The organism is Candidatus Poribacteria bacterium (assembly GCA_026706025.1).
GTDB lineage: Bacteria > Poribacteria > WGA-4E > WGA-4E > WGA-3G > WGA-3G.
The window spans coordinates 1-20,354 of sequence record JAPOZO010000099.1; the positions used below are offsets into that span (position 1 = coordinate 1).

15 protein-coding genes are annotated in these 20,354 nt (G+C 48.9%); 9 read left to right on the plus strand and 6 right to left on the minus strand.

Features of this window, described 5'->3' with window-relative positions; translation table 11 throughout:
- The 7 genes from OXH00_25160 to OXH00_25190 all read left to right on the plus strand — a co-directional run.
- The coding region (locus OXH00_25160) for a DUF1501 domain-containing protein (GenBank protein MCY3744317.1) at positions 1-309 on the plus strand (309 nt) is incomplete at its 5' end.
- A 95-nt stretch (positions 310-404) separates the two neighbouring features.
- Positions 405-1,883, plus strand: coding sequence for a DUF1501 domain-containing protein (locus tag OXH00_25165; GenBank protein ID MCY3744318.1), 1,479 nt, complete (start codon positions 405-407; stop codon positions 1,881-1,883).
- Between the two features lie 111 nt (positions 1,884-1,994).
- Positions 1,995-3,155, plus strand: coding sequence for a pentapeptide repeat-containing protein (locus tag OXH00_25170; GenBank protein MCY3744319.1), 1,161 nt, complete (start codon positions 1,995-1,997; stop codon positions 3,153-3,155).
- Between the two features lie 78 nt (positions 3,156-3,233).
- The gene (locus tag OXH00_25175; protein MCY3744320.1) at positions 3,234-4,418 is read left to right on the plus strand and encodes a Gfo/Idh/MocA family oxidoreductase; all 1,185 of its coding nucleotides are present in this window, start codon (positions 3,234-3,236) and stop codon (positions 4,416-4,418) included.
- 119 nt (positions 4,419-4,537) lie between these two features.
- Complete coding sequence (locus OXH00_25180) at positions 4,538-5,971, plus strand: AAA family ATPase (GenBank protein MCY3744321.1); 1,434 nt, start codon at positions 4,538-4,540, stop codon at positions 5,969-5,971.
- Between the two features lie 205 nt (positions 5,972-6,176).
- Entirely contained in the window at positions 6,177-7,337 is a 1,161-nt protein-coding gene (locus OXH00_25185) for a potassium channel family protein (GenBank protein ID MCY3744322.1), read from the plus strand.
- Between the two features lie 11 nt (positions 7,338-7,348).
- On the plus strand, positions 7,349-9,799 hold the full coding sequence (locus tag OXH00_25190; protein MCY3744323.1) for a tetratricopeptide repeat protein: 2,451 nt from the start codon (positions 7,349-7,351) through the stop codon (positions 9,797-9,799).
- A 117-nt stretch (positions 9,800-9,916) separates the two neighbouring features.
- On the opposite strand, the gene OXH00_25195 is transcribed toward OXH00_25190, so the two are convergent.
- Entirely contained in the window at positions 9,917-10,438 is a 522-nt protein-coding gene (locus OXH00_25195; GenBank protein ID MCY3744324.1) for a hypothetical protein, read from the minus strand.
- Positions 10,439-10,658: 220 nt separating this feature from the next.
- Between OXH00_25195 and murB the strand changes: the two genes are divergently transcribed.
- Together murB and OXH00_25205 are read left to right on the plus strand one after the other, a co-directional pair.
- Complete coding sequence (gene murB / locus OXH00_25200) at positions 10,659-11,567, plus strand: UDP-N-acetylmuramate dehydrogenase (protein ID MCY3744325.1); 909 nt, start codon at positions 10,659-10,661, stop codon at positions 11,565-11,567.
- A 66-nt stretch (positions 11,568-11,633) separates the two neighbouring features.
- The gene (locus tag OXH00_25205; GenBank protein ID MCY3744326.1) at positions 11,634-13,046 is read left to right on the plus strand and encodes a tetratricopeptide repeat protein; all 1,413 of its coding nucleotides are present in this window, start codon (positions 11,634-11,636) and stop codon (positions 13,044-13,046) included.
- Between the two features lie 5 nt (positions 13,047-13,051).
- On the opposite strand, the gene OXH00_25210 is transcribed toward OXH00_25205, so the two are convergent.
- The 5 genes from OXH00_25210 to OXH00_25230 all read right to left on the minus strand — a co-directional run bounded on the left by OXH00_25210 (position 13,052) and on the right by OXH00_25230 (position 20,338).
- Positions 13,052-13,852 (minus strand): LamG domain-containing protein, encoded by an 801-nt coding sequence (locus OXH00_25210; protein MCY3744327.1) that lies wholly within the window; start codon positions 13,850-13,852, stop codon positions 13,052-13,054.
- Between the two features lie 64 nt (positions 13,853-13,916).
- Entirely contained in the window at positions 13,917-15,596 is a 1,680-nt protein-coding gene (locus OXH00_25215) for a CRTAC1 family protein (GenBank protein MCY3744328.1), read from the minus strand.
- 89 nt (positions 15,597-15,685) lie between these two features.
- Positions 15,686-16,879: a starvation-sensing protein RspA gene (locus tag OXH00_25220; GenBank protein ID MCY3744329.1), complete on the minus strand. Its 1,194-nt coding sequence runs from the start codon at positions 16,877-16,879 to the stop codon at positions 15,686-15,688.
- A 157-nt stretch (positions 16,880-17,036) separates the two neighbouring features.
- The gene (locus OXH00_25225) at positions 17,037-19,337 is read right to left on the minus strand and encodes a hydantoinase/oxoprolinase family protein (GenBank protein ID MCY3744330.1); all 2,301 of its coding nucleotides are present in this window, start codon (positions 19,335-19,337) and stop codon (positions 17,037-17,039) included.
- A gap of 41 nt (positions 19,338-19,378) precedes the next feature.
- Positions 19,379-20,338: a phosphoglycerate dehydrogenase gene (locus tag OXH00_25230; GenBank protein ID MCY3744331.1), complete on the minus strand. Its 960-nt coding sequence runs from the start codon at positions 20,336-20,338 to the stop codon at positions 19,379-19,381.
- Between the last annotated feature and the right edge of the window lie 16 nt (positions 20,339-20,354).

Here is a 20,354-nt window from a genome sequence, read left to right on the forward strand (position 1 = left end):
GAGTTCGGACGAACCGTTTATTGCCAAGGTAAGCTCAGTCGGGATAACTACGGACGTGACCATCACCCGAAATGCTTTACACGTTGGATGGCTGGCGGTGGTATAAAGGGGGGTGTCGTTCATGGCGAAACGGATGACTTTAGCTACAATATCGTCAAAGACCCTGTCTCTGCACGGGATATAAACGCTACAATTCTTCATCAACTCGGCATCGATCACCAGCGGTTAACCTATAAGTTCCAAGGACTTGATCACCGGTTAACGGGGGTTGAGGAGAAAGCACGGGTTATCACTGAACTCTTGGCATAACAACTGTCAGGCGAGGGAACCTCGTAAGCACCTGTCAACAATTTTGAGAAATGCACCGCAACACATGGAAGTAGGTATCACAAAGGAGATACGCAATGGACCCAATTAAAGAATACCTCAAGCTTGAAACGCGCCGCCAATTTTTCGGTAAATGTGCCATGGGTCTCGGTGGTGCAGCCCTCGCCTCACTGCTACCGAACACGCTTGTAGATGCTCTTGAACAACAAGCGATGCCACAGATGGGCGGGTTGCCTGAACTCCCGCATTTTGCGCCGAAAGCGAAACGCGCGATCTATCTCTTCATGTCCGGCGCACCGTCGCAGATGGATCTGTATGACTATAAACCGACGATGGGGGAATGGTTTGATAAAGACCTCCCAGAAACAGTACGGATGGGACAACGTCTCACGACGATGACCTCCGGCCAGAACCGTTTCCCGATTGCCCCCTCTATCTTCGAGTTCAAGCAGCACGACAATGGCAGCGATGGCGCATGGCTCAGCGAGTTACTACCGCATACCGCTTCTATGGTCAAAGACATCGCGATTATTAAATCGTTACACACCGAAGCGATTAATCATGACCCGGCTATCACTTATGTTTGTACCGGCAATGAGACTCCCGGCAAACCGAGCCTCGGCGCATGGCTCAGTTATGGGTTAGGTACGGAAAACAATAACCTCCCATCCTTTATTGTGATGAATGCTACGTGGACAGGTAGGAAGTCCGCACAAGCACTCTATAACCGACTCTGGGGGGCTGGATTCCTTCCGTCCGAACACCAAGGTGTGCTACTCCGTAGCCAAGGCGACCCGGTGCTATTCCTCTCAAATCCGAAAGGTATGAGTGAAAACGCACGGAAACGGATGCTGGATTCGTTGGTCAAACTCAACGAGGAACTCTACCAAGAAGTCGGGGATCCAGAAACGCATGCCCGTATCTCGCAATATGAGATGGCGTACCGCATGCAGTCGTCTGTTCCTGAACTGACAGACCTGAAGCAGGAACCTGCCAATATTCTTGAAATGTATGGTCCTGATGTTAACACACCTGGCACATTTGCACACTGCTGTATCCTTGCACGACGGATGATGGAACGCGATGTTCGACTCGTCCAAATTTTCCATCGCGGGTGGGACCAGCACGGAAACCTACCAAATGACATCCGCAATCAAGCACGTGACATTGATCAACCTTCAACAGCACTCGTCCAAGACCTAAAACAACGCGGTATGTTGGACGATACTCTCGTTATTTGGGGTGGTGAATTTGGACGGACTGTTTACTGCCAAGGCGCGCTCAAGAAGGATAACTACGGACGCGACCATCACCCGAAGTGTTTCACGATGTGGATGGCTGGCGGTGGTATAAAAAGCGGGATCGTCCACGGCGAAACCGATGATTTCAGCTACAATATCATCAAGGACCCTGTCTCCGTCCGAGACCTAAACGCTACGATCCTCAATCAACTCGGTATTGACCACGAACGGTTAACCTTCAAGTTCCAAGGGCTTGACCATCGGTTAACAGGTGTCGAAGAGAAAGCACGGGTTGTTAGTGAGATATTGGCATGAGAGTAAAGGCATCGTAAATTCTCTAATTCCATAAGGTGCACCCGTCTTCGGCCCTATCTATATCTCAAACTTTCGCGTTTGCTGTTTCGCAAGAACGTAGGGATTACAGGCATGCAAATTTACCATGGTACTGAACAGACCCTTGATGCAAGAACGTTCCTCTCAATTCTACGCGAGGACTATGAAAGTGTGTTTTTGACGAGTTGTGTCATTGAAGGAGCTGCCATCTTTTCAACCGAGTCCACAATAGACGCGGGGGAACAGGCCGTGGTTAACAAGGAAATTGTCTGCATTGGGTGCACGTTTAAAAACGTCGTTAAATTTGAGAAAACTGACTTCCAAAAGGAGGTCTTTTTCGGCAATTCTGTTTTCCAAGAGGCTGTTCATTTCCGGGGTGCGGTGTTTCAAAGTACCTGTGACTTCGGGGACTCAACGTTTGAAGGACCCGTTTTCTTTAGAGAGGCAGTTTTTTGCGGAAAGGTGAACTTTCGACAGACGCGTTTCCAGCGGGTTGCCGATTTCAACGAGGTGAAATTCTTGGAAAACACTGTTTTCAAAAATGCCGCGTTCCGAGAAGCTGCACATTTTAGTCAGGCATTTTTCAGAAAAGAACTGGACTTTGTGCAAACCCATTTCTCCGAAACCACGGTCTTTAATCATTCAACATTCCTCGGAAAAACTGACTTCACCTCCGCACAGTTCGCTGTTGCAGCATCCTACCGGAATGTAAATTATACGCCAAACACGATATGGCAATCGCTTAACAATAAACAAAAACGGCAGTCTGAGGAGCCAACGGAATTCTACCTCGATAGCGAAGATATTAATGAGGTTTTGAATCCTTTTTTCAAACGTTACGTAGCGGATCAGCAGTTCATACGTGCCTTTCAAGAGAGAAATCCGTTCTGGGCTCAGGTTTGGCGGTGGAGTTCGGATTATGGGCGCAGTTTAGCACTCTGGGCACTCTGGTCTATGCTCATAGCCCTTTCATTCTCACTATTATATATGCCGGGGCCTTCCTGGCTGCCAGAAGGACTACAAGGAGTGATGCCTCAGTTCCATCAAGTGACCGGCGAGAACGTAGATGAACCGCTGACGTTTTGGAAATCCTTTTACTTTAGTATTGTGACCTTTACGACTCTCGGGTTCGGGGATGTCGTTGCGGACAATACCTCAGCACGTATCTTTGTTACCCTTGAGGTCATCTTCGGCTATGTTATGTTAGGAGGTTTGATTAGCATCTTCGCCAATAAACTTGCCAGTCGGAGTTAAACTTAGGTTTTCTCGGTAAGAATCCTTTCCAAATTTGCTCAGATAGTTTGTGGGAGCGCGGAGACACAAAAATCAGGAATGTCAAAAAAATTAAAAGCGGTTGTTGTCGGCGCAGGTTGGTCGGCAGAAGGACACACAAAGGCTTTTCAACATTACGGTGTTGAAGTGTTGGCGATCTGTGCCAGAAAACCAGATATCGTGCAGAAAGTCGCATCCGATTTAGGCGTGCCTGACGCTTCAACGGATTGGCGAAAGAGTTTGTTGACCCATAAACCGGACATCGTCGCGTTGACAACGCCTGCGATTCTGCGGACCGAGGTCATCGAATTGGCGGTGGAACTCGGGTGCCATATCATCAGCGAGAAACCGTTAGCACTTACCGCAGTGGAAGCCGAACACATCTACAATCTCATCAAAGACACGGGGTTGAAACACGGGTTCGCCGCAACGCATCTATACGACCCAAGCGTCGCTTACGTGCGAGAACTGTTGACGCAGCAGCACAGCATCGGCGAGTTAACAGCTGTCGATATCGGATACAGCCGTCGGATTCCACACAACACCTCTTCAAAAACAGTGAAACCGTGGAATTGGATGAGTTCGTTGGCACACGGTGGCGGTGCCTTGAACAATGGGCTCACACATCGGCTCGGTATGCTGGAACGGATGACTGGTATGAAAATCGTCTCGGCTGTCGGTGAAGCCAAAACGGCTATTAGAGAAGCACCCGTTGTGCCGGAGATCCGTGACTTTCGGGTGTGGCGGCGTAAAGAGATTACAACCGAAGAGGCATCGAAACTCGAATGGCGGGTGTGTGATGCGGAATGGGATTATTCGGCGTTTTTTAAATTGGGGTCTTCAGAGCCTTCAGATACTGAAGATAGCATTCTCGTAACAATGCGCACGCATCCGGGGGTGCCCACCCACTCCCCAAAAGGGGGTTGGTATTTCTATGGGACGCAAGGAACGCTTGTCGGAAGGGGCGGACATATCCTGTCGCCGCTTACAAAACACGTTGGTGAAACGACTGAGGAACTGTCTGTTCCGCAAACTTTAACAGAGGACCTACCGCGCATCGGGGACGACATCCAAAACAAATGGGTCGCGCTTGTTCGAGATTTCCTCGCGGATATTGAGGAGCACCCACACGACCCGTATTTAACATTCCAAGACGGCTGGCGTTACCAAATCGCTATCGACGCAATCCGGGCAAGCACAGGATGGACACAGATCCCCGGTCCCCGGTTAAACCACAGCAAATAGGAATCCCGACCCAAAAAGGTCGTGTCTACAAGAAGCGGCTACCTGAGAACTCCCTGATTAAACCCTTGCCTCGCCAAGGGGTAGTCTGAATCACCTACGCCTTATGTTATGGAAACTCCATGCCTAAATTATTTGTCAAAAACTTTATAAATATCCAAGAAGCAGAAATCGACATGGATAAAACCTTAGTCGTTTTCATCGGCGCGACTGCCAGCGGCAAAAGCGTTCTCGCGAAGCTGCTCTACTTTTTTCACGAATTAATCCGCGATTTTCGGCAATATATTAAACAAATCAACGCTTACCCGCCGGAAGATATAAAACCCGTTGCACCCGACCTGTCAACGGTATTTCGCGCGCAAATTTTGTATAAATTCCGAGAGTTTTTCGGCGACGCAAGCGATCTGACACTGATCACAGATAATGACGATGTCATAAAACCGTTTGAAATTACCTATCACTGGACAACGGATAGCACAATCACGTTGACATTAGACGCCGAAAAAACGCTTGAGATCCAGCTGCCCAGCGTTATGGACGAAGTTGAAACGCTCTGTTACGCCTTACAAGAAAAATTGAGGCAGTTTGATAAAAAACAACTCAGCAGTAAAATAAAGGAGGCTGATCTCCCCACAAAAGTAGATACGTCTTCAACTGATAACGAGCCAGAATCTAAAACGAGCGAGCGGTTCTTTTTTATTTTAAAAATGGCAATCGGCATAAGCGACATCACGGAGAAGTTGGCAGGTACATACCGTGACAGTCTTTTCATACCTGCGGATCGGAATATCGCTGTCAACTATCCCGATGCTCTTAAACGGATCTTCTATGGCGGCATAAAAAGTGATCTCCAAACACGTGCTGCCACTCGTCCGCGTGTGAACCTACATCTCATTGCACGCTTTTTGGAAAAGAACGAGGAATTCCTTGACACCTTCAGCACACAGAATTTCCACAATATCTTTGATGAAAAAGCCGAAGCGGAATCAGAGAGCATTGATAAACCGATGATGGAATTCCTACTTAAAAAGATCTCATGCATCCTAAGGAGCGAATACGAAACTATCGGTGAGATTTCCGAATCGCGACTCTTTTCGCATCCGACCGGCGAGAATGCGGCTTTTTTAGAGAAGGCATCAACAGGGCAGCAAAATATCATACGGATTCTACAAGATATGTTCATGAACGTGCTTTACAATGAAGTCATCTTCCGAGTGATTGAAGAACCCGAAGCACACCTACACCCGATAGCACAAAAACATCTCATGCATATCATTGCCCTGATGCGGAATCATATCGATAGCCAGATTGTTATAACAACACATAGCCCATATCTTTTGGCGGTTCTTAAAAATCTATTAACCGCAGGACAACTGTCGGGAAAAAAACCAGAGGCTGCTGCAGAGACAGAAGCACTCACGCCCAAGTTATGTTGGTTAAATCCTGACGACGTTGAGGTTTACCATCTTAAAGACGGTATAAGTCATGCCATTGTGCAGCCAGAAGCGGAACCTATTCTCGAAAACCCGCTTGCCGACCTTTTGGCAGAATTTTAAACCGGCACCACGCAAGAACAGAACATTGGCGCAGTATATAATAGGACTTACGCATCATGACGCTGTTCGGACGGGATAGAAACCTCGGTTCTATGCCAATCCGAACCCCAACACACGCAGGGAGGGCTCGGAGACCCTGCGGAACATAGTAGCGATGAACGTCCATTGCGTAAGCCCTGTATAAAAAACAAGGTAAAAGGCAGAGATGTACGAAAAGCACAACGAGATAATTAAAGCGCAAGTTTTCCTTGAAGCACTTCAAAGCGATGTGACATCCGTTACATTCTCGAATTGTATCATCGAAGGGATTGTCGATATCTTTTCCGTCGAATTGGAACGCGACGAAAATGACAGGATCCTTCTCAACAAGAGCCTCTCTTGTACCGGGTGTACGTTTAAAAATATCGTCAATTTTCGGACGGTCATCTTTGAAAAAGATGTGGACTTTCGGCGCACCCTCTTTGAGGCAGATCTTGATTTCGATGAAGCCATTTTACGTGGTTCTTGTGCATTCCGTGAGGCTACCTTTCAGAGGCGCGCCGATTTTCACAATGCGACCTTCCACAAGAGCGTCAGCTTTTGGCGAGCGAGATTTAACAACGTCGCCGATTTTCATAGGGTTGAATTCCATAGAAACGCCGTATTTCATGAGGCTTATTTCTACAATGAAGTCAATTTTCGGCGCGCCCTATTCCAAGGTATACTTGACTGCACAAGAACATGGTTCTCCGAGACAACAACGTTCAACAACGCCACATTCCTTGGTACCGCTAACTTTACCGCTGCGCAGTTTGTTGGTGTCGCCGCCTTTCGCGATATTCAGTATATCCCAAACACCCTTTTCCCGTTAATCGGAGCGAAACTTAGGAAAAAACGGTATCGCGCAACCGAATTCTATTTGGATAGTCAACATGTAGATGAAGTCGAGAACCCTTTTTTCAAACGATACGTCGCTGACCAGCAGTTCATTCGCGCCTTCAACCAAGCGAATCCGGTTTTGGCGCGTTTATGGCGATGGAGTTCCGATTATGGACGGAGTTTAGCACTCTGGGCATCTTGGTCCATCCTTTTTGTTTTTCTTTTCGCCATTGCATACAGATTTCCATTTCCAGCGTGGATGTCGTTATGGTTAGTAGATCTCACACCACACTTTGATCAAATCACAGGGGGGTATAGCGAGAAGCCGTTAACTCTCTGGGGCTGTTTCTATTTTAGCGTCGTTACTTTCACAACACTCGGTTTCGGTGATGTGGTAGCGGATAATACCGCCGCGCGTTTCCTCGTCACTTTAGAGGTAATTTTTGGGTATGTGATGTTAGGTGGGTTAATCAGTATCTTCGCAAACAAACTTGCGAGTCGAAGTTAAGGAATTTTTGAATGAAAATTAGAACACAATACACTTTTTGGCGTAGGCTGTTGTCAAAACTTGTTAACCTCGAAACTATCTCTAAAAACATCTTGAACCTTACGTTAATCAGTTTCACGCTCATACTATTTTACACCGGAAACCTGCAGATTGCGATAGCACACGATGCCCACGGGCGTAGAGGTTGGGTTGCCCAACCCGTGCAGACACACTATTTCGATCATATTACACTTTTTTCTCAAGGCAGAATCACCCGTTTTACGCAGATGCCGATCCGGGTCTACATCTCGCCCATCCTAAAAGAGAGCCCGTATCTACCGGAAATCCGATATGCCATGCAAGAATGGCACACCGCCAGCGAGGGTAACATCCGCTTTGAAGAAACGGAAGCACCTCGGAACGCCGACATTCGCGTCAGTTGGGGACACAGCGGTCTCCATGCCGACTTTCAGGACATGAGACTCGGTAGTGCAGAACTCACGCGCCTCAAGGATACAAAACAGATAGTCGCGCAAGATCCAGCGGATGCCTCACCGCCGTTTACCGTCGAGGTTATACTTATGTTGGAAGGCGACGGCACTATCGGCGAACTATCACAGAAAGAGATGCGGACAGTTTGCCTCCACGAGTTTGGACACGCAATCGGATTATGGGGACACAGCCCACATCCGAGTGATATCAGTTATCCGACAGCAACAGTGCAACATCCATCAGCACGCGATATAACCACGTTGCGTAAACTCTACAATACACCCCTTAATACACCACAACACGACATCGCTATCAAGGTTTTGACATCCGAGATTGAAGCGAAACCCTATGCGGAAAAGCGAAAACGTCTCCGACATCATTACCTGTTGGGAACTGTCTATTTTGATGAAGGCAACACAGAAGCCGCAATCGGGAGTTTTCTGACCTGCCAGGCGTTAGATGCTAAGTTTCAACCCGCAATAGAGAAACTGATTCAAGTCTACCATGAAACCGGAAAGACCCATGATGCAATCGCGCTCCTTGAGAAACGGATCACCCAGAAACCGTCGCCAGCGGATTACAATACACTCGGTATCTTCTTCTATGAAAGAAAAGAGGCAGAAAAGGCGATACAAGCGTTTGAAAAAGCACTTCATATCGCACCGTATCATAAAGCCGCACGGCGAAATCTACATCAACTCCTTCGGGCAAAGGGATTCAAAGCGTTAGCAGCAAAAGACTTTGAGACCGCAACCACAACTTTTGAACGGGTGATCCGGATGGACCCGCTCGACGCGCCTACCTATCAATTGATGGGCAACGGATACGCCCAAGTTGGACAATTTGAGACAGCGATCAATTATTACCAGAAAGCAATTGATATTAACCCAGTCGATGCGCTCACGAAGCACCATCTTGCAGAATGCTATAACAACTACGGAGTCGCCCTGCGAAATCGTGGCGAATGGGATGCGGCAATTGAAGCGTATCGCAACGCGTTGTTGTTAATGCCGACACTCGGTGTTGCCCGCACAAATTTAGGCGATGCGTTCACCCGAAAGGCGAAGGCACATAACGAAGCAGGCGAATTAGACGAAGCCGCAAATGCGTATCTCGAATTAAAGAAACTTTACCCGAACGAATTGCACATCCGCAACCTGCTCGGTGAGTTATACCTGAAAAAAGGCGACTATGCCGAGGCACTGTCCGCATTCCAACACGTTTACAATATCACCCCGAACGCAGCGCACGCGCTCCATAATCTCATCGCTGCTTATCACCATTATGCGCGAAGCCTCAGTGATACGGAGGAATATATCACAGCGATCCAACTGCTTCAGAAGGCTCTCCGACTCGCGCCGACCGATCTAAATTTACGTTTGAGTCTCGCAAATGCCTATCAGGGAGCGGGCGACTATGAGCGTGCTACCATAGAGGTGTCCCGTGTCTTGGCACAAGAACCGGAGAACCCACAAGCGAAGGAAGAAGAGATTAACCTCCGAATCCGGCGCGGGAATGCACTTATGGGACAACGGCAGTACGCCGCCGCTATCGCTGAATTCGAGGGGATCCCGGAATCCAAGCGTAACACCGAAATTTACAATACCCTCGGTTATCTCTATCTCGTGGAGGGTGAACACCAGAAAGCACTTGCGGGTTTTGAAACTGTTCTCCAGAAAGACCCGATTAACATGCCCGCGTTCAGGAATCTATTGTCCTTAGAATCACAACTGATCCGGCATCATTTTGATAGAATCAAAAGAGATACGCTCACCAAAGTCCGATGTGCCCTCGCCCTTACTTTAATCAAACGTAAACAGACGAATGCAGCGATCGAAAAATATCAATCCGCATTGAAATCTAAATCTGAAGAGATGAACCCCCTTCTTATTGAAACGGGTAAACAACTCGCAAACTGGTTTCAGCAATACGGCAACACCGAGAACCGTGAGAGGGTTCTCCGTTGGGTTGAAGAGCGGAGTAGTAGATGATTTTCGTACCGAGTTGATTCACGCATACTTTGCCTGAAAAAGAAAAAGGGTCAGGCAAAATGCCCGACCCATAATATGAGTGCGTGAATGAAACACGCGGCTGCTTCTAAACGATGACTACTGATTACCACCGCCACGACGACCGCGTTCACCACCCTGACGATTTCCACGTTGCTGCATTTCTGTCTGACGCTTTTTCGTCAATTCGTTGAGTTTAGTCATCTGCTCTTTCGTCAAAACCTCTTTGAGGCTCGCTTGGAATTCGGGTCCGACCGTAGCGACAAGTTTCTGCATTTCGGACCGCATCGCTTGCCAATTACCGGAGGCACGTAATTCTTTCATCTTCGCTGCGAATTTGTCACGAGTCATCTGATAAACAGGGCGCGCTTTGACGAGTGTCTCATCGTCTACCTTCACGGAGAATGTTAAGTCAATCCAAGAATTATCAACGATGGACATAGGATTCATTATTCCCGGCATGCCGCCTCTGTTTCCACGTTCACCGCCTTGACGATTTCCACGTTGCTGATTCTGAGCGTTCCGGTCTGGACGTTGTGCCAACGTTGCATATTCAAAAACAAAGACTCCGACGATTGCGAGGACTGCGACTGCACCGATTGCAAAAAATTTCTGCTTCATTTTTACTTCTCCTATAAGATTTTGAGTTGTGTGAATACCGCCAATGTTATTTCAAAGGCGTTCACATTTTGGTTTCGCTTCTTTAGTCAGATGTGTTCAGGAAAGGTTCGTTTTTTATTTTTCGCAAACGTGAAACACGAGACTCAATACCTTTTGTTCTCCTCACAGACTTTGACAACCGCCAATGTATATGCTATAATAGAGAGGAAGGGAGGGGCGAATGGATTGGAAAGAGGCACTGCTGGAAATTGTAACGCAACCCGGCTCACGGCTCCGGTTTCGGGAGCCGCTCGCAAAACATACCCACTTCGGTATCGGTGGCGAAGCGATGGCTTATATTGAAGTCAGCACGGTCTCCGAACTGGCGGCATTGGCACGCTTCCACAAAGCGTGGGATGTCCCGGTTGCGCTCATCGGTCGCGGGTCCAATCTGCTGGTGAGTGATAGTGGTTTCAAAGGTATCAGTATCAGGTTAGTCGGCGAGTTGGCAAAACTGGAGGTGGACGAAAATATCGTTTCGGTGGGTGCGGGACTTGCACTGCCAGCCCTGTCAAAAACAATGTCACAACGTGGTTTGAGCGGCGTGGAATTCGCGCTCGGTATCCCCGGATCTGTTGGCGGTGCGCTGATTATGAACGCCGGTGCATGGGGCAGCAGTTTCGGAGATGTCGTCACAAATGTTACCGCCATGACTGACACCAGCGAACTTGTTAATCTAACCCACGCTGAAGCAAAATTTGAATATCGACACAGCAGTTTGGACACCTATTTCTGTGTTACAGGTGCAACCCTGACACTTGAACCCGGAGATGTTGACACCATCACAGCGCGGATGCAAACGCTCTTCAAACAGAAAGTCGAAACGCAACCCTTCGTCGAAGAAAATGCGGGGTGTATGTTCAAAAATCCCCCCGGCGATTCCGCTGGACGGTTGATTGACATTAGCGGACTGAAAGGCTACCGTATCGGCGGTGCAGAGGTATCCACGATCCACGGGAACTTCATCCTCAACATTGACAATGCAACAGCAGAAGATGTGCTGAAGTTAGTCGCACACATCCAACAACAGGTCCGTGAAAAGACTGGGATCTCCCTCCAGACAGAGGTCAAACGGTTGGGGTTTGACTAAACCCATTTACTTTGTCCCGTCAGGTGAATGCACGTCGCATTTGGGCGTGTACGCCGCAAAATAGCGATGAAAACTTTACTTCGTTGGCTATCTATCACATTATGCCTTTATGCGTTAGGTGGACACCCTGCTACCGCCCAAAACGCTTACGAACTTGGAGAAGCAGCACTCCAACTCGAAAATTACGAAGAAGCCATCCAACACTTCACCAGTGCAGAGAAAAGTGGGAAGACGCTTGCTCGTTTAGGGTACGCCCACTCCCAACTCGGTCACTATGCAGAAGCCACCCGCGCCTACCAAGAAGCACTCCACAAAGACAACGTGGAAAGCCAGACCGCAGTGGCACAAGCACTGTTAGGTTTGGGTTATATCGCGTACCAACAGGGAAAGTTTGATGACGCAATCCGACGCTATACGGAAGTGGTTCAGCAAGACATGGCAGGTATTGCCGAGGCACATCATAACCTCGGTAGAATCTATGCAGGACGTGGAGAGATTGAGAAGGCAGTCACCGCACAACAGCACGCTATTGCGGAAGATCCAAATCTTGCCGAGGCACACTACCATCTCGGCATCCTTTACAGCCGCAAGCAGGATTGGCAAACGGCGATTGCTGCGTATCAGAAAACTATTGCCCTAACGCCAACGATGCCGAATGCATACTACCAACTTGCCCGATGCTACCAGCAAACTGGCGATATACTCGAAACTGAAAAGGCGATGCAGCGGTTCCGTGATTTAAAAGTGGCGGACACAGAAATCCAGAAACAACTTGAAGCAGTTTTCGTTGCGGATACCGATGAAAAAGCCGAAGCACTCCTCCAGCTCGCGAATACCTATCTCAAACACGAAAGATACGAAAAGGCGACCCAGACGTTCAAGCGTATCGGTAAATATAGCACATCGGATACGCATACTGCACAAGTGTCCGCTGGACTCGCCAGCGTTGCATTGGAGCAAGGACACCCAAAACAAGCAGTCACACACTACGAACGTGCGATCGTCCTCGGCTTAGAGACAGCAGAGATTTATCACAATCTCGGTATCGCCTACATGCAGAACCGAGACGGAGAGAACGCCTTAAAGCAGCTCCATCGCGCGCTTGAGATTAACCCCAATTTGCCAGAAACCTTGACAATGCTTGGTACACTCTATGCGGCGAAGAATAAGTTTGATGAAGCAGAGACGCACTACGAACGGGCTATTGTGCTCGCGCCGGAAGCGGCGATGGCGTACCACGGACTCGCTTATTTGTATGGACGACACAATCAGAAGTTGGAAAAAGCGGTTGAATTGGCACGCCACGCGACAAAATTATCCCCCGATTCCGCGCCTTACTACAACACCTTATCGTGGTTGTGCTATAAGATCAGGAAATACGATGCAGCAGAAACAGCGATTTTAAAGGCGATTGAACTCGCGCCTGATAATCCGCTCTATCAAGAAGGTTTAGCAGAAATCCGGCAGCGCGAGAAATAGAGGAACTACAAGCCAGCTTTCAGTTTCCCCCATATTGTTGTCAACTTACTTTCGGGTTCTACCGCCAACAAACCTGTTGCCTTTTCAAGTCCATTTTCCATGATGGTTTTGATGTCGTCCTGCTCAAGTGGAACATTGAAGAGTGCGACTTCATCAAGCAACCCTTCACACTGGTGTCCACCGTTTGATCCATCCCCAATCCGCATTCGAGCTGGATTGGCATCGAGACTCGGCTTTGCATACGCTTGCTTGCCGACTTCCTCACCGTCGGTGTAGATAACCAGACCGGCTTTCTCGCCGACAACGCCCGCGAGGTGATGCCATCCATCACCTGTAACGACGGGGCCGCCGATCGGACCTCCCCATGCACCCGGTGCCCCCTTGGTAAGGCTGAATTGGAGCTTTTGACTGTCTTTATCCACAGCCAACAGATAGTTGCGTGGATTCTGACCGCGCATCATGATGGATTGCCAACGCGCACCTTGCGAGGGTTCCAGATTTGCCCACGCGACAATTGTTAATTCTTCAAGCGTAATGCTCTTATTGGATTCCACTTCTACATAGACATCATTGCCATTGAATTCCAAGGCTTGTCCAAACTTTCCATCGCGCCACTTTTTGGGTCCGGCAATGGTCCCGTCATTTCCAGTCTTGGAAGTATCCTTAGCAACATCGCCCGCACCCTCTTCAAATAGCCACATGCCGACAACGGTATCCGGATCAACTTTAGCGAGTGCAGACGGACTTGCAGCCAGCATAAGCGTGACAACAAGACTAAGGATCATAACAAAAAATCTGTTATCCATTAGATCTTCCTCCATAAAAGTTGTAGGAAAATTAAGACTTAGCAACCTCGTCTAAGCAATCAACTTAATTTGATATGATACCTTTACCTTCTCGAATTGTCAACCACTGATTGCATTGAACATTTACAATGACATCCTGAACGCCATTCTGCCAGTAGACAACTATCCTGTCAACCTGATCTGCTGTCCCTAACCCAATCAAGAGTCGATGTGCGTTTTGTGAGAGATAACTCGCCCCACTTTTTACTTCTCGGAGCAGTTGTACATCGCCACTCTGAAGTATCACCTTCGCGCCTATGCCGTCGCGATTTGACTTTTCACCGACGAGTTTAATCCCTAACCAGTGATGCGTCCGTGGCGTATCGTTCCGGAGTAGATCCGGTGTATCGGCAATGTTCGTGACAAGGATGTCCAGATCGCCGTCGTTATCATAGTCGCCGAAAATTGCACCACGGCTGGACTTCTTGATTAACATACCATCACCAGATATACCAGAAATATCCGTGTATGTCCCGTCGCTGCTATTGCGGAAAAGTTGGTTTTGTTGTTTGTAGATCCCGATCTCTTCCAATTCTTCAATATTATCGTGGAGGTGACCATTCGCAAAAAAGAGGTCCAGCCAACCGTCATTGTCAAAATCGACGAAGCCGGTGCCCCATGCCAATGGTAAAAGTGTCGGTTCACTCAGGTGGCTTTGCGCGGTGACATCCCAAAAGACCCCGTTCCCATCGTTTTGATAGAGTGTATTTGTTTCGGCTTGATAGTGTGTGAGGATGACATCAAAATCACCATCGTTATCGTAATCCGCCGTATCAATACCCATACTACTTTCAACATCGCCGTGCTCATTGCGTGCGATGCCGTGCAATTCACCGAGTTCCGTAAAAGTGCCATCGCCGTTATTCCGATAGAGAAAGTTAGGCTCCCGGTCATTGGCAATGTAAAGATCAGGAAAACCGTCATTATCAACATCCATCCAGACTGCGCCGAGTCCTCTGCCGAGTGTGGTGAGTCCGGCATCCTGCGTTACATTGGTGAAGGTACCGTCGCCATTGTTTCGGTAGAGTATATCTGATGCCGGAGGAAAGTCTTCTGGACGGCAATACGCGGGTATCCCGGCTTGCGAGCAATCTGGAGCGGACGCTAAATCAACCAATACATAGTTAACAACGACGAGATCAAGCCAGCCATCGTTATCGTAATCGGCAAAAGCACATCCAGCTGAGAAACAGGGTTCACCAACGATACGAGCATCGCTTGTCACGTCCGTAAAAGTGCCATCGCCATCGTTTCGATAGAGGATATTCTCCCCGAAGTTGGTAATAAATAAATCCCAGTTACCATCGTTATCGTAATCGGCGACACAACAACCGATGCCGTAACCGGTGTCCCCGATGCCAGCGTGTTGTGTCACGTCGGTAAAGGTACCATCGCCGTTATTCTGATAGAGTCGATTTGTCGGTAGGGCATCGGGGTTAAAAACCCCTCCTACATTGTCCCGAGAGTCCATATGCGACTCTCGTATAGGTGCCCCGTTGACGAAATAGAGATCCAAGTCGTCATCGTTATCGTAATCCAAGAAAGCAGCACCGCCACCCATCGTCTCCACGAGATGTTTTTCGCTGGTCGCCCCGTTAAAGTGACGAAATTGGATGCCTGCTTCGTCAGTCACCCGCGTAAACTGGATCTCTGCGTATGCGAAACCCACTAAGAATGCAAAAGCAGCATAAACAATAGATTTCATGGTTTTAACTATTGGGTTTTCGCGCCGCTTGCTGCTGTTGCAAGCGGGTTTCTGACAAGTTTCAAACCGTGAGCAGTTCTACGATTCACCTAAGGGCGGATAACTGTGCCATCCATCCGACGCACCGGTGCCCAACCGCCGTTGAGCGGATGTTCTGGGAACGGGAAGCGTGCCGCGAGTTCCTCGTTTAGGTCCATACCGAGTCCGGGTTCATCATTTGCCCAAAAACAGCCGTCTCGAATCTCAGGGCACCCAGGAAAGACCTCTTTGGTATTCTCACCGAAAACGTGCTGCTCCTGAATCCCAAAGTTATAGCATGCCAGATCCAGCGCAACATTGGCAGCATGCCCGACAGGGGAAACATCACCCGGTCCGTGCCATGCCGTGCGCACACCAAAGAATTCACAAAATGCGGCAAGCTTACGCGCAGGGCTGATGCCACCGATCTGTGAGATATGTACCCGAATAAAGTCAATAAGCCGGTCCTTGATAAGATGAACATACTCATTCGGATTATTGAACAATTCTCCCATAGCAATAGGGATACTTGTCTGCTGGCGCATCAGTTGGAAATAATCAACGTCCTCCGGGGCAAACGGGTCTTCAAGGAAAAAGAGATTATAGGGTTCAAGCCCCTTGGCGAGATTAATCGCCTGTATGGGTGGGATACGCTCATGTACATCGTGGAGGAGTTCGACCTCGTCGCCAAGATTTGTGCGCAGATGATCAAAGAGTTTGATGATGGTATTCACATAAGGAGTCGGCTCAAAGGCAGGGGAACTTCGCTTTCCACCGCCTGCGCCGTAAGTGGAATATCCGGGTATTGCCACCTGTGCGCGGACATAGCGATAGCCTTGCTCCATATAACGACGGATGCTTGCCTCTACTTCCTCGAAAGTTCCGCCGCCTGCGTGCGCATAAAGCGTTGCAGCCTCACGGCATTTGCCACCGAGCAGTTGGTAGACAGGCATGTTGGCACGTTTGCCCATAATGTCCCATAAGGCGATGTCTACACCGCTGAGAGCATTATTGAGTACCGGTCCGTTTCGCCAATAGGAACTGACAAAACTGGTCTGGAAGATGTCCTCTATATTTGCCGGATCTTTTCCAACAAGAAAGGGTTTGAGATATTCATCGACTGCTGTGGCTACGGCAAGCGGACGTTGTGTAAACGTGGCACAACCGATGCCGTATAAACCGGGTTCGCTCGTTTCAATCTTAACAACAACAAGCCGAATCCCATTGGGTGCTGTCAAAATCGTTTTTACATCTGTAATTTTCATGTTTTTAATTTTCCTTGCGGTTCGGTGAGAGGTAATTTGAAATTTCACGTGCCTTTCCGTAGCCCCGTCCTCCACTACGTTACAGGCTACAATTTGGATGCTATGAAGACAAAGTATATCAAACAGGATGCACTGTGTCAAAGGAATTTGGACAGTCCTATTTCTTCGTCAAAATAAGATTCTGATACACATCAACAACGGCGGCGAAATTCGGTGGTATTACAGTGGTTGCGCTGAATTCTGTTATAACTGCGGGACCTGCGACTTGGTTGCCAGGCTGCAACGCTTCACGGCGATAGAAATCGGTTGGGAGTGCTTCACCCTCAAAGACAACACGGTTTTGGACAGTAAATGCTTCAGATGGATCAGCATCAACGAGTGGTAAGGGTTGGATGGAAGGCTTGTCGGTCTCCCCAGTTGCCGTAAGTCGTAGGTTTACAACTTCAACCGGTGCGTCTGTTCGCGCATAACCGAACCGCTGACCGTGTGCAGCGTGAAATCTCTGAACAAGTGCATGTGCCCCTATTTCAGTAAAATAGGGGATATTTAGTTCATAAGACTGTCCTTCGTATCGTATATCAAGAGAACGGTCAATTTTAAGTTGATCAGGTGTGAATCCTTCCGGTTTCATCTCATTCTCCGCACGGGTTAAGAGTTCATCGAACCCAGCGTTTAACGCTTCAATGACTGTCTCGCCACCTGTTTCAAACCGCCATAGCACTGTCTGTGAATAGTCTTTGACGACATCGGCAAAGAGCATCCCGTAAGCGGAGAGTAAACCGCCGTTTGGTGGAATCAGGATTGTTTCGATGCCGAGGTTCTCCGCCATAAAGGCAGCATGCAAACCACCAGCACCACCGAAGGAAACGAGTGTGAAGTCGCGTGTATCAAATCCTCGTTCCACTGAGATAACCTTGATGGCACGTTCCATGGCTGCGTTTGCAACTTTGAGAATACCGTCGGCAGCTTGCAGTGCAGGAATGCCGAGTTGTGCCGCAAATTTTTCAATGTGTGCGCCGGGCTTATCAAGGTTAAGTGACATCGCACCGCCTAAAAACTGAGTCGCAGCGATGCGTCCTAAGAAGAGGTTCGCATCGGTTACTGTGATGTCTTCTCCGTTATTGTCATAGCAAATTGGGCCTGGATCTGCGCCTGCACTCTCTGGTCCGACGCGCAAGGCACCACCTGCGTCCAGAGTTGCGATAGAACCGCCGCCTGCGCCGACGGTATGGATGTCAATTAACGGCACCTTGATCGGGAGGCCGCTAATCGTGCTTTCCGTCGTGAGCGAGATGCCGTCATTACAGAGGCTCACATCCGTGGAGGTGCCACCCATATCAAATGTGATGATCTGGTTGTAGCCAGCAGTTTTAGCGATTTGATAAGCACCGAGAACCCCGCCAGCGGGACCAGAGAGGACCGTGCGGATACCAACAGACGTATCTTGGGACGGTAAGTTTTCAGCTTGCAATCTTCCCTGAAATGCCTCTACGGAAATACTACCGCCATTGGAGAGCATCAGTCGAAACGATTTTTTAATTTTTCCTTGCGGATAAGTATCGGCTGCTTGTTTCTTGACGCTTTTCGTGTTCGGGTCTCCCGCCATTTCATTACGAACCACGGTTTCGTTAGAACTGTACAGCAAATCAGAATCTGTCAGTGTAGAGAGGTGCCGTTCTAAGGTAGGACGGATGTACGCATTCGCGACGGTGGTGCTGAAACGTGCATACTCGCGGTATTCCGGTAGGACCTCGTGTGAACATGAAATTGGTATCCCAAGCCGTGCGAGGTGTGCTGCAACGATTTGTTCATTCTGCGGGTTGACATAGGCGAAAAGGAAACAGATTGCGACTGCATCAAGTTCCAACGCAGCGAGTTTGGAGGCAAGTGCATCCAAATCGGTGGATTCAATCTCGGTCTGGATTTCGCCTGTGTGCAGTGTTCGTTCCGGTATACCGAAACGTCTGTCGGCAGGGACAAGTGGTGCTGGACGTTCCACAAAGAAATCGTAGAGACTTGGACGTGCCTGTCTGCCTATCTCTAAAACGTCTTCAAAGCCTTTCGTTGTGACAAGTGCAATGCGCGCGCCTCTCCGTTCAAGGAGCGCGTTCGTCGCGACTGTCGATCCGTGGACGATGTAAGGGCTGGGTGACCCAGCCCCTACGGCATCGGCACTGTGAAGACGCAGGATTTCGCTCACACCTTGTATCACGGCGTGTGCTGGATTTTGGGGTGTAGATAGGACTTTGTGCGTGAACAGTTCTCCATTGATACGCATCACGATGTCCGTGAAAGTGCCGCCCGTATCAACACCTATATTTTTAACTATGGGGGTCTCCTCTCGATTTTCTTCGTTGTCGAAAATCGGCTTTTTAACTATGGGGGTTTCTTCTCGATTTTCTCCGTTGTCGAAAATCGGTTTCTGGTGAGACTCAAGTTTATTTGGAACCAATTGCATTTCTTCTCTCTTCTAACTACAACAATTTCTCTTACGAAAGCTCAAACAACTACATTTTGTGGTTTGCCTTCGAGGAAAGCGATGATATTATCTACCGCGCCTTCGTTTAGCAGTTCAACACCCTCCGGTGTCATATCGGCACAATGCGGTGTTAGAATTACCTGTTCACATTCTAAGAGCGGATAGTTAGCTGGGGGTGGCTCTTGGTCGTAAACATCAATTGCAGCACCACCGAGGTGTCCGCTGTCCAGCGCACGGATAAGCGCGTCGGTGTCAAGCACGCCGCCACGGGCAACGTTGATTAAGAGCGCGCCAGGTTTCATCAAGCCAAATTCACGTTCACCGATGAGATGGTGACTCTCCTCTGTCAACCTGACATGCAAACTGACGACATCGGCAGTACGGAGAAGTTCATCAAGAGAAACAAACTGAACGCCGAGTGCCTCTGCACGCGATGCTGAAGGGTTATACGTCCACGCGATCACATTCATCCCGACGGCTCGCCCGAGACGTGCCATCTCTGTCCCGATATGCCCGGTGCCGACAATTCCTAAAGTTTTCCCTTGCAAGTAGATGTTGTCCATACGGGGCCATCCGCCTGCCTTCATTGAGGCTGTGAGGAATGCTGCGCGTTTGGCGAGCGCGAACATCAGCCCGAACCCGTGCTCCGCAACAACCGGCGCGGTGCGTCCGGGTTGATTGCAAACAGTAATTCCACGCGCTTTCGCCTCCTCAAGTCCAATCATATCCGTTCCGATGGAGCAGAGCGAAATTAACTTGAGTTTAGGCAGTTGACGTAAGATGTCTGCGGGCCACTTGACGATCCCGCGCGAATTGATGAGGATGTCTGCACCTTCAGCGCGGCGGATTTTCTCCTCGTTCGTCTCGGGTCGGTCGGTGTAGAGGACAACATCGCCGTAGGGTTTCAAGCGTTCGAGATGCGGCGAGCCTTGGATTTGTGGTGGTGAATCACCGGGGACAACAATCTTGGGTCTGTTCACAAGTTATTCCTTATTT

Coding starts and splice junctions, on each gene's coding strand:
- OXH00_25170 (MCY3744319.1), top strand. CDS start 1,995: ATGCAAATTTACCATGGTACTGAACAGACCCTTGATGCAAGAACGTTC.
- OXH00_25215 (MCY3744328.1), bottom strand. CDS start 15,596: ATGAAATCTATTGTTTATGCTGCTTTTGCATTCTTAGTGGGTTTCGCA.
- OXH00_25175 (MCY3744320.1), top strand. CDS start 3,234: ATGTCAAAAAAATTAAAAGCGGTTGTTGTCGGCGCAGGTTGGTCGGCA.
- OXH00_25185 (MCY3744322.1), top strand. CDS start 6,177: ATGTACGAAAAGCACAACGAGATAATTAAAGCGCAAGTTTTCCTTGAA.
- OXH00_25225 (MCY3744330.1), bottom strand. CDS start 19,337: ATGCAATTGGTTCCAAATAAACTTGAGTCTCACCAGAAACCGATTTTC.
- OXH00_25180 (MCY3744321.1), top strand. CDS start 4,538: ATGCCTAAATTATTTGTCAAAAACTTTATAAATATCCAAGAAGCAGAA.
- OXH00_25165 (MCY3744318.1), top strand. CDS start 405: ATGGACCCAATTAAAGAATACCTCAAGCTTGAAACGCGCCGCCAATTT.
- OXH00_25210 (MCY3744327.1), bottom strand. CDS start 13,852: ATGGATAACAGATTTTTTGTTATGATCCTTAGTCTTGTTGTCACGCTT.
- OXH00_25205 (MCY3744326.1), top strand. CDS start 11,634: ATGAAAACTTTACTTCGTTGGCTATCTATCACATTATGCCTTTATGCG.
- OXH00_25220 (MCY3744329.1), bottom strand. CDS start 16,879: ATGAAAATTACAGATGTAAAAACGATTTTGACAGCACCCAATGGGATT.
- murB (MCY3744325.1), top strand. CDS start 10,659: ATGGATTGGAAAGAGGCACTGCTGGAAATTGTAACGCAACCCGGCTCA.
- OXH00_25190 (MCY3744323.1), top strand. CDS start 7,349: ATGAAAATTAGAACACAATACACTTTTTGGCGTAGGCTGTTGTCAAAA.
- OXH00_25195 (MCY3744324.1), bottom strand. CDS start 10,438: ATGAAGCAGAAATTTTTTGCAATCGGTGCAGTCGCAGTCCTCGCAATC.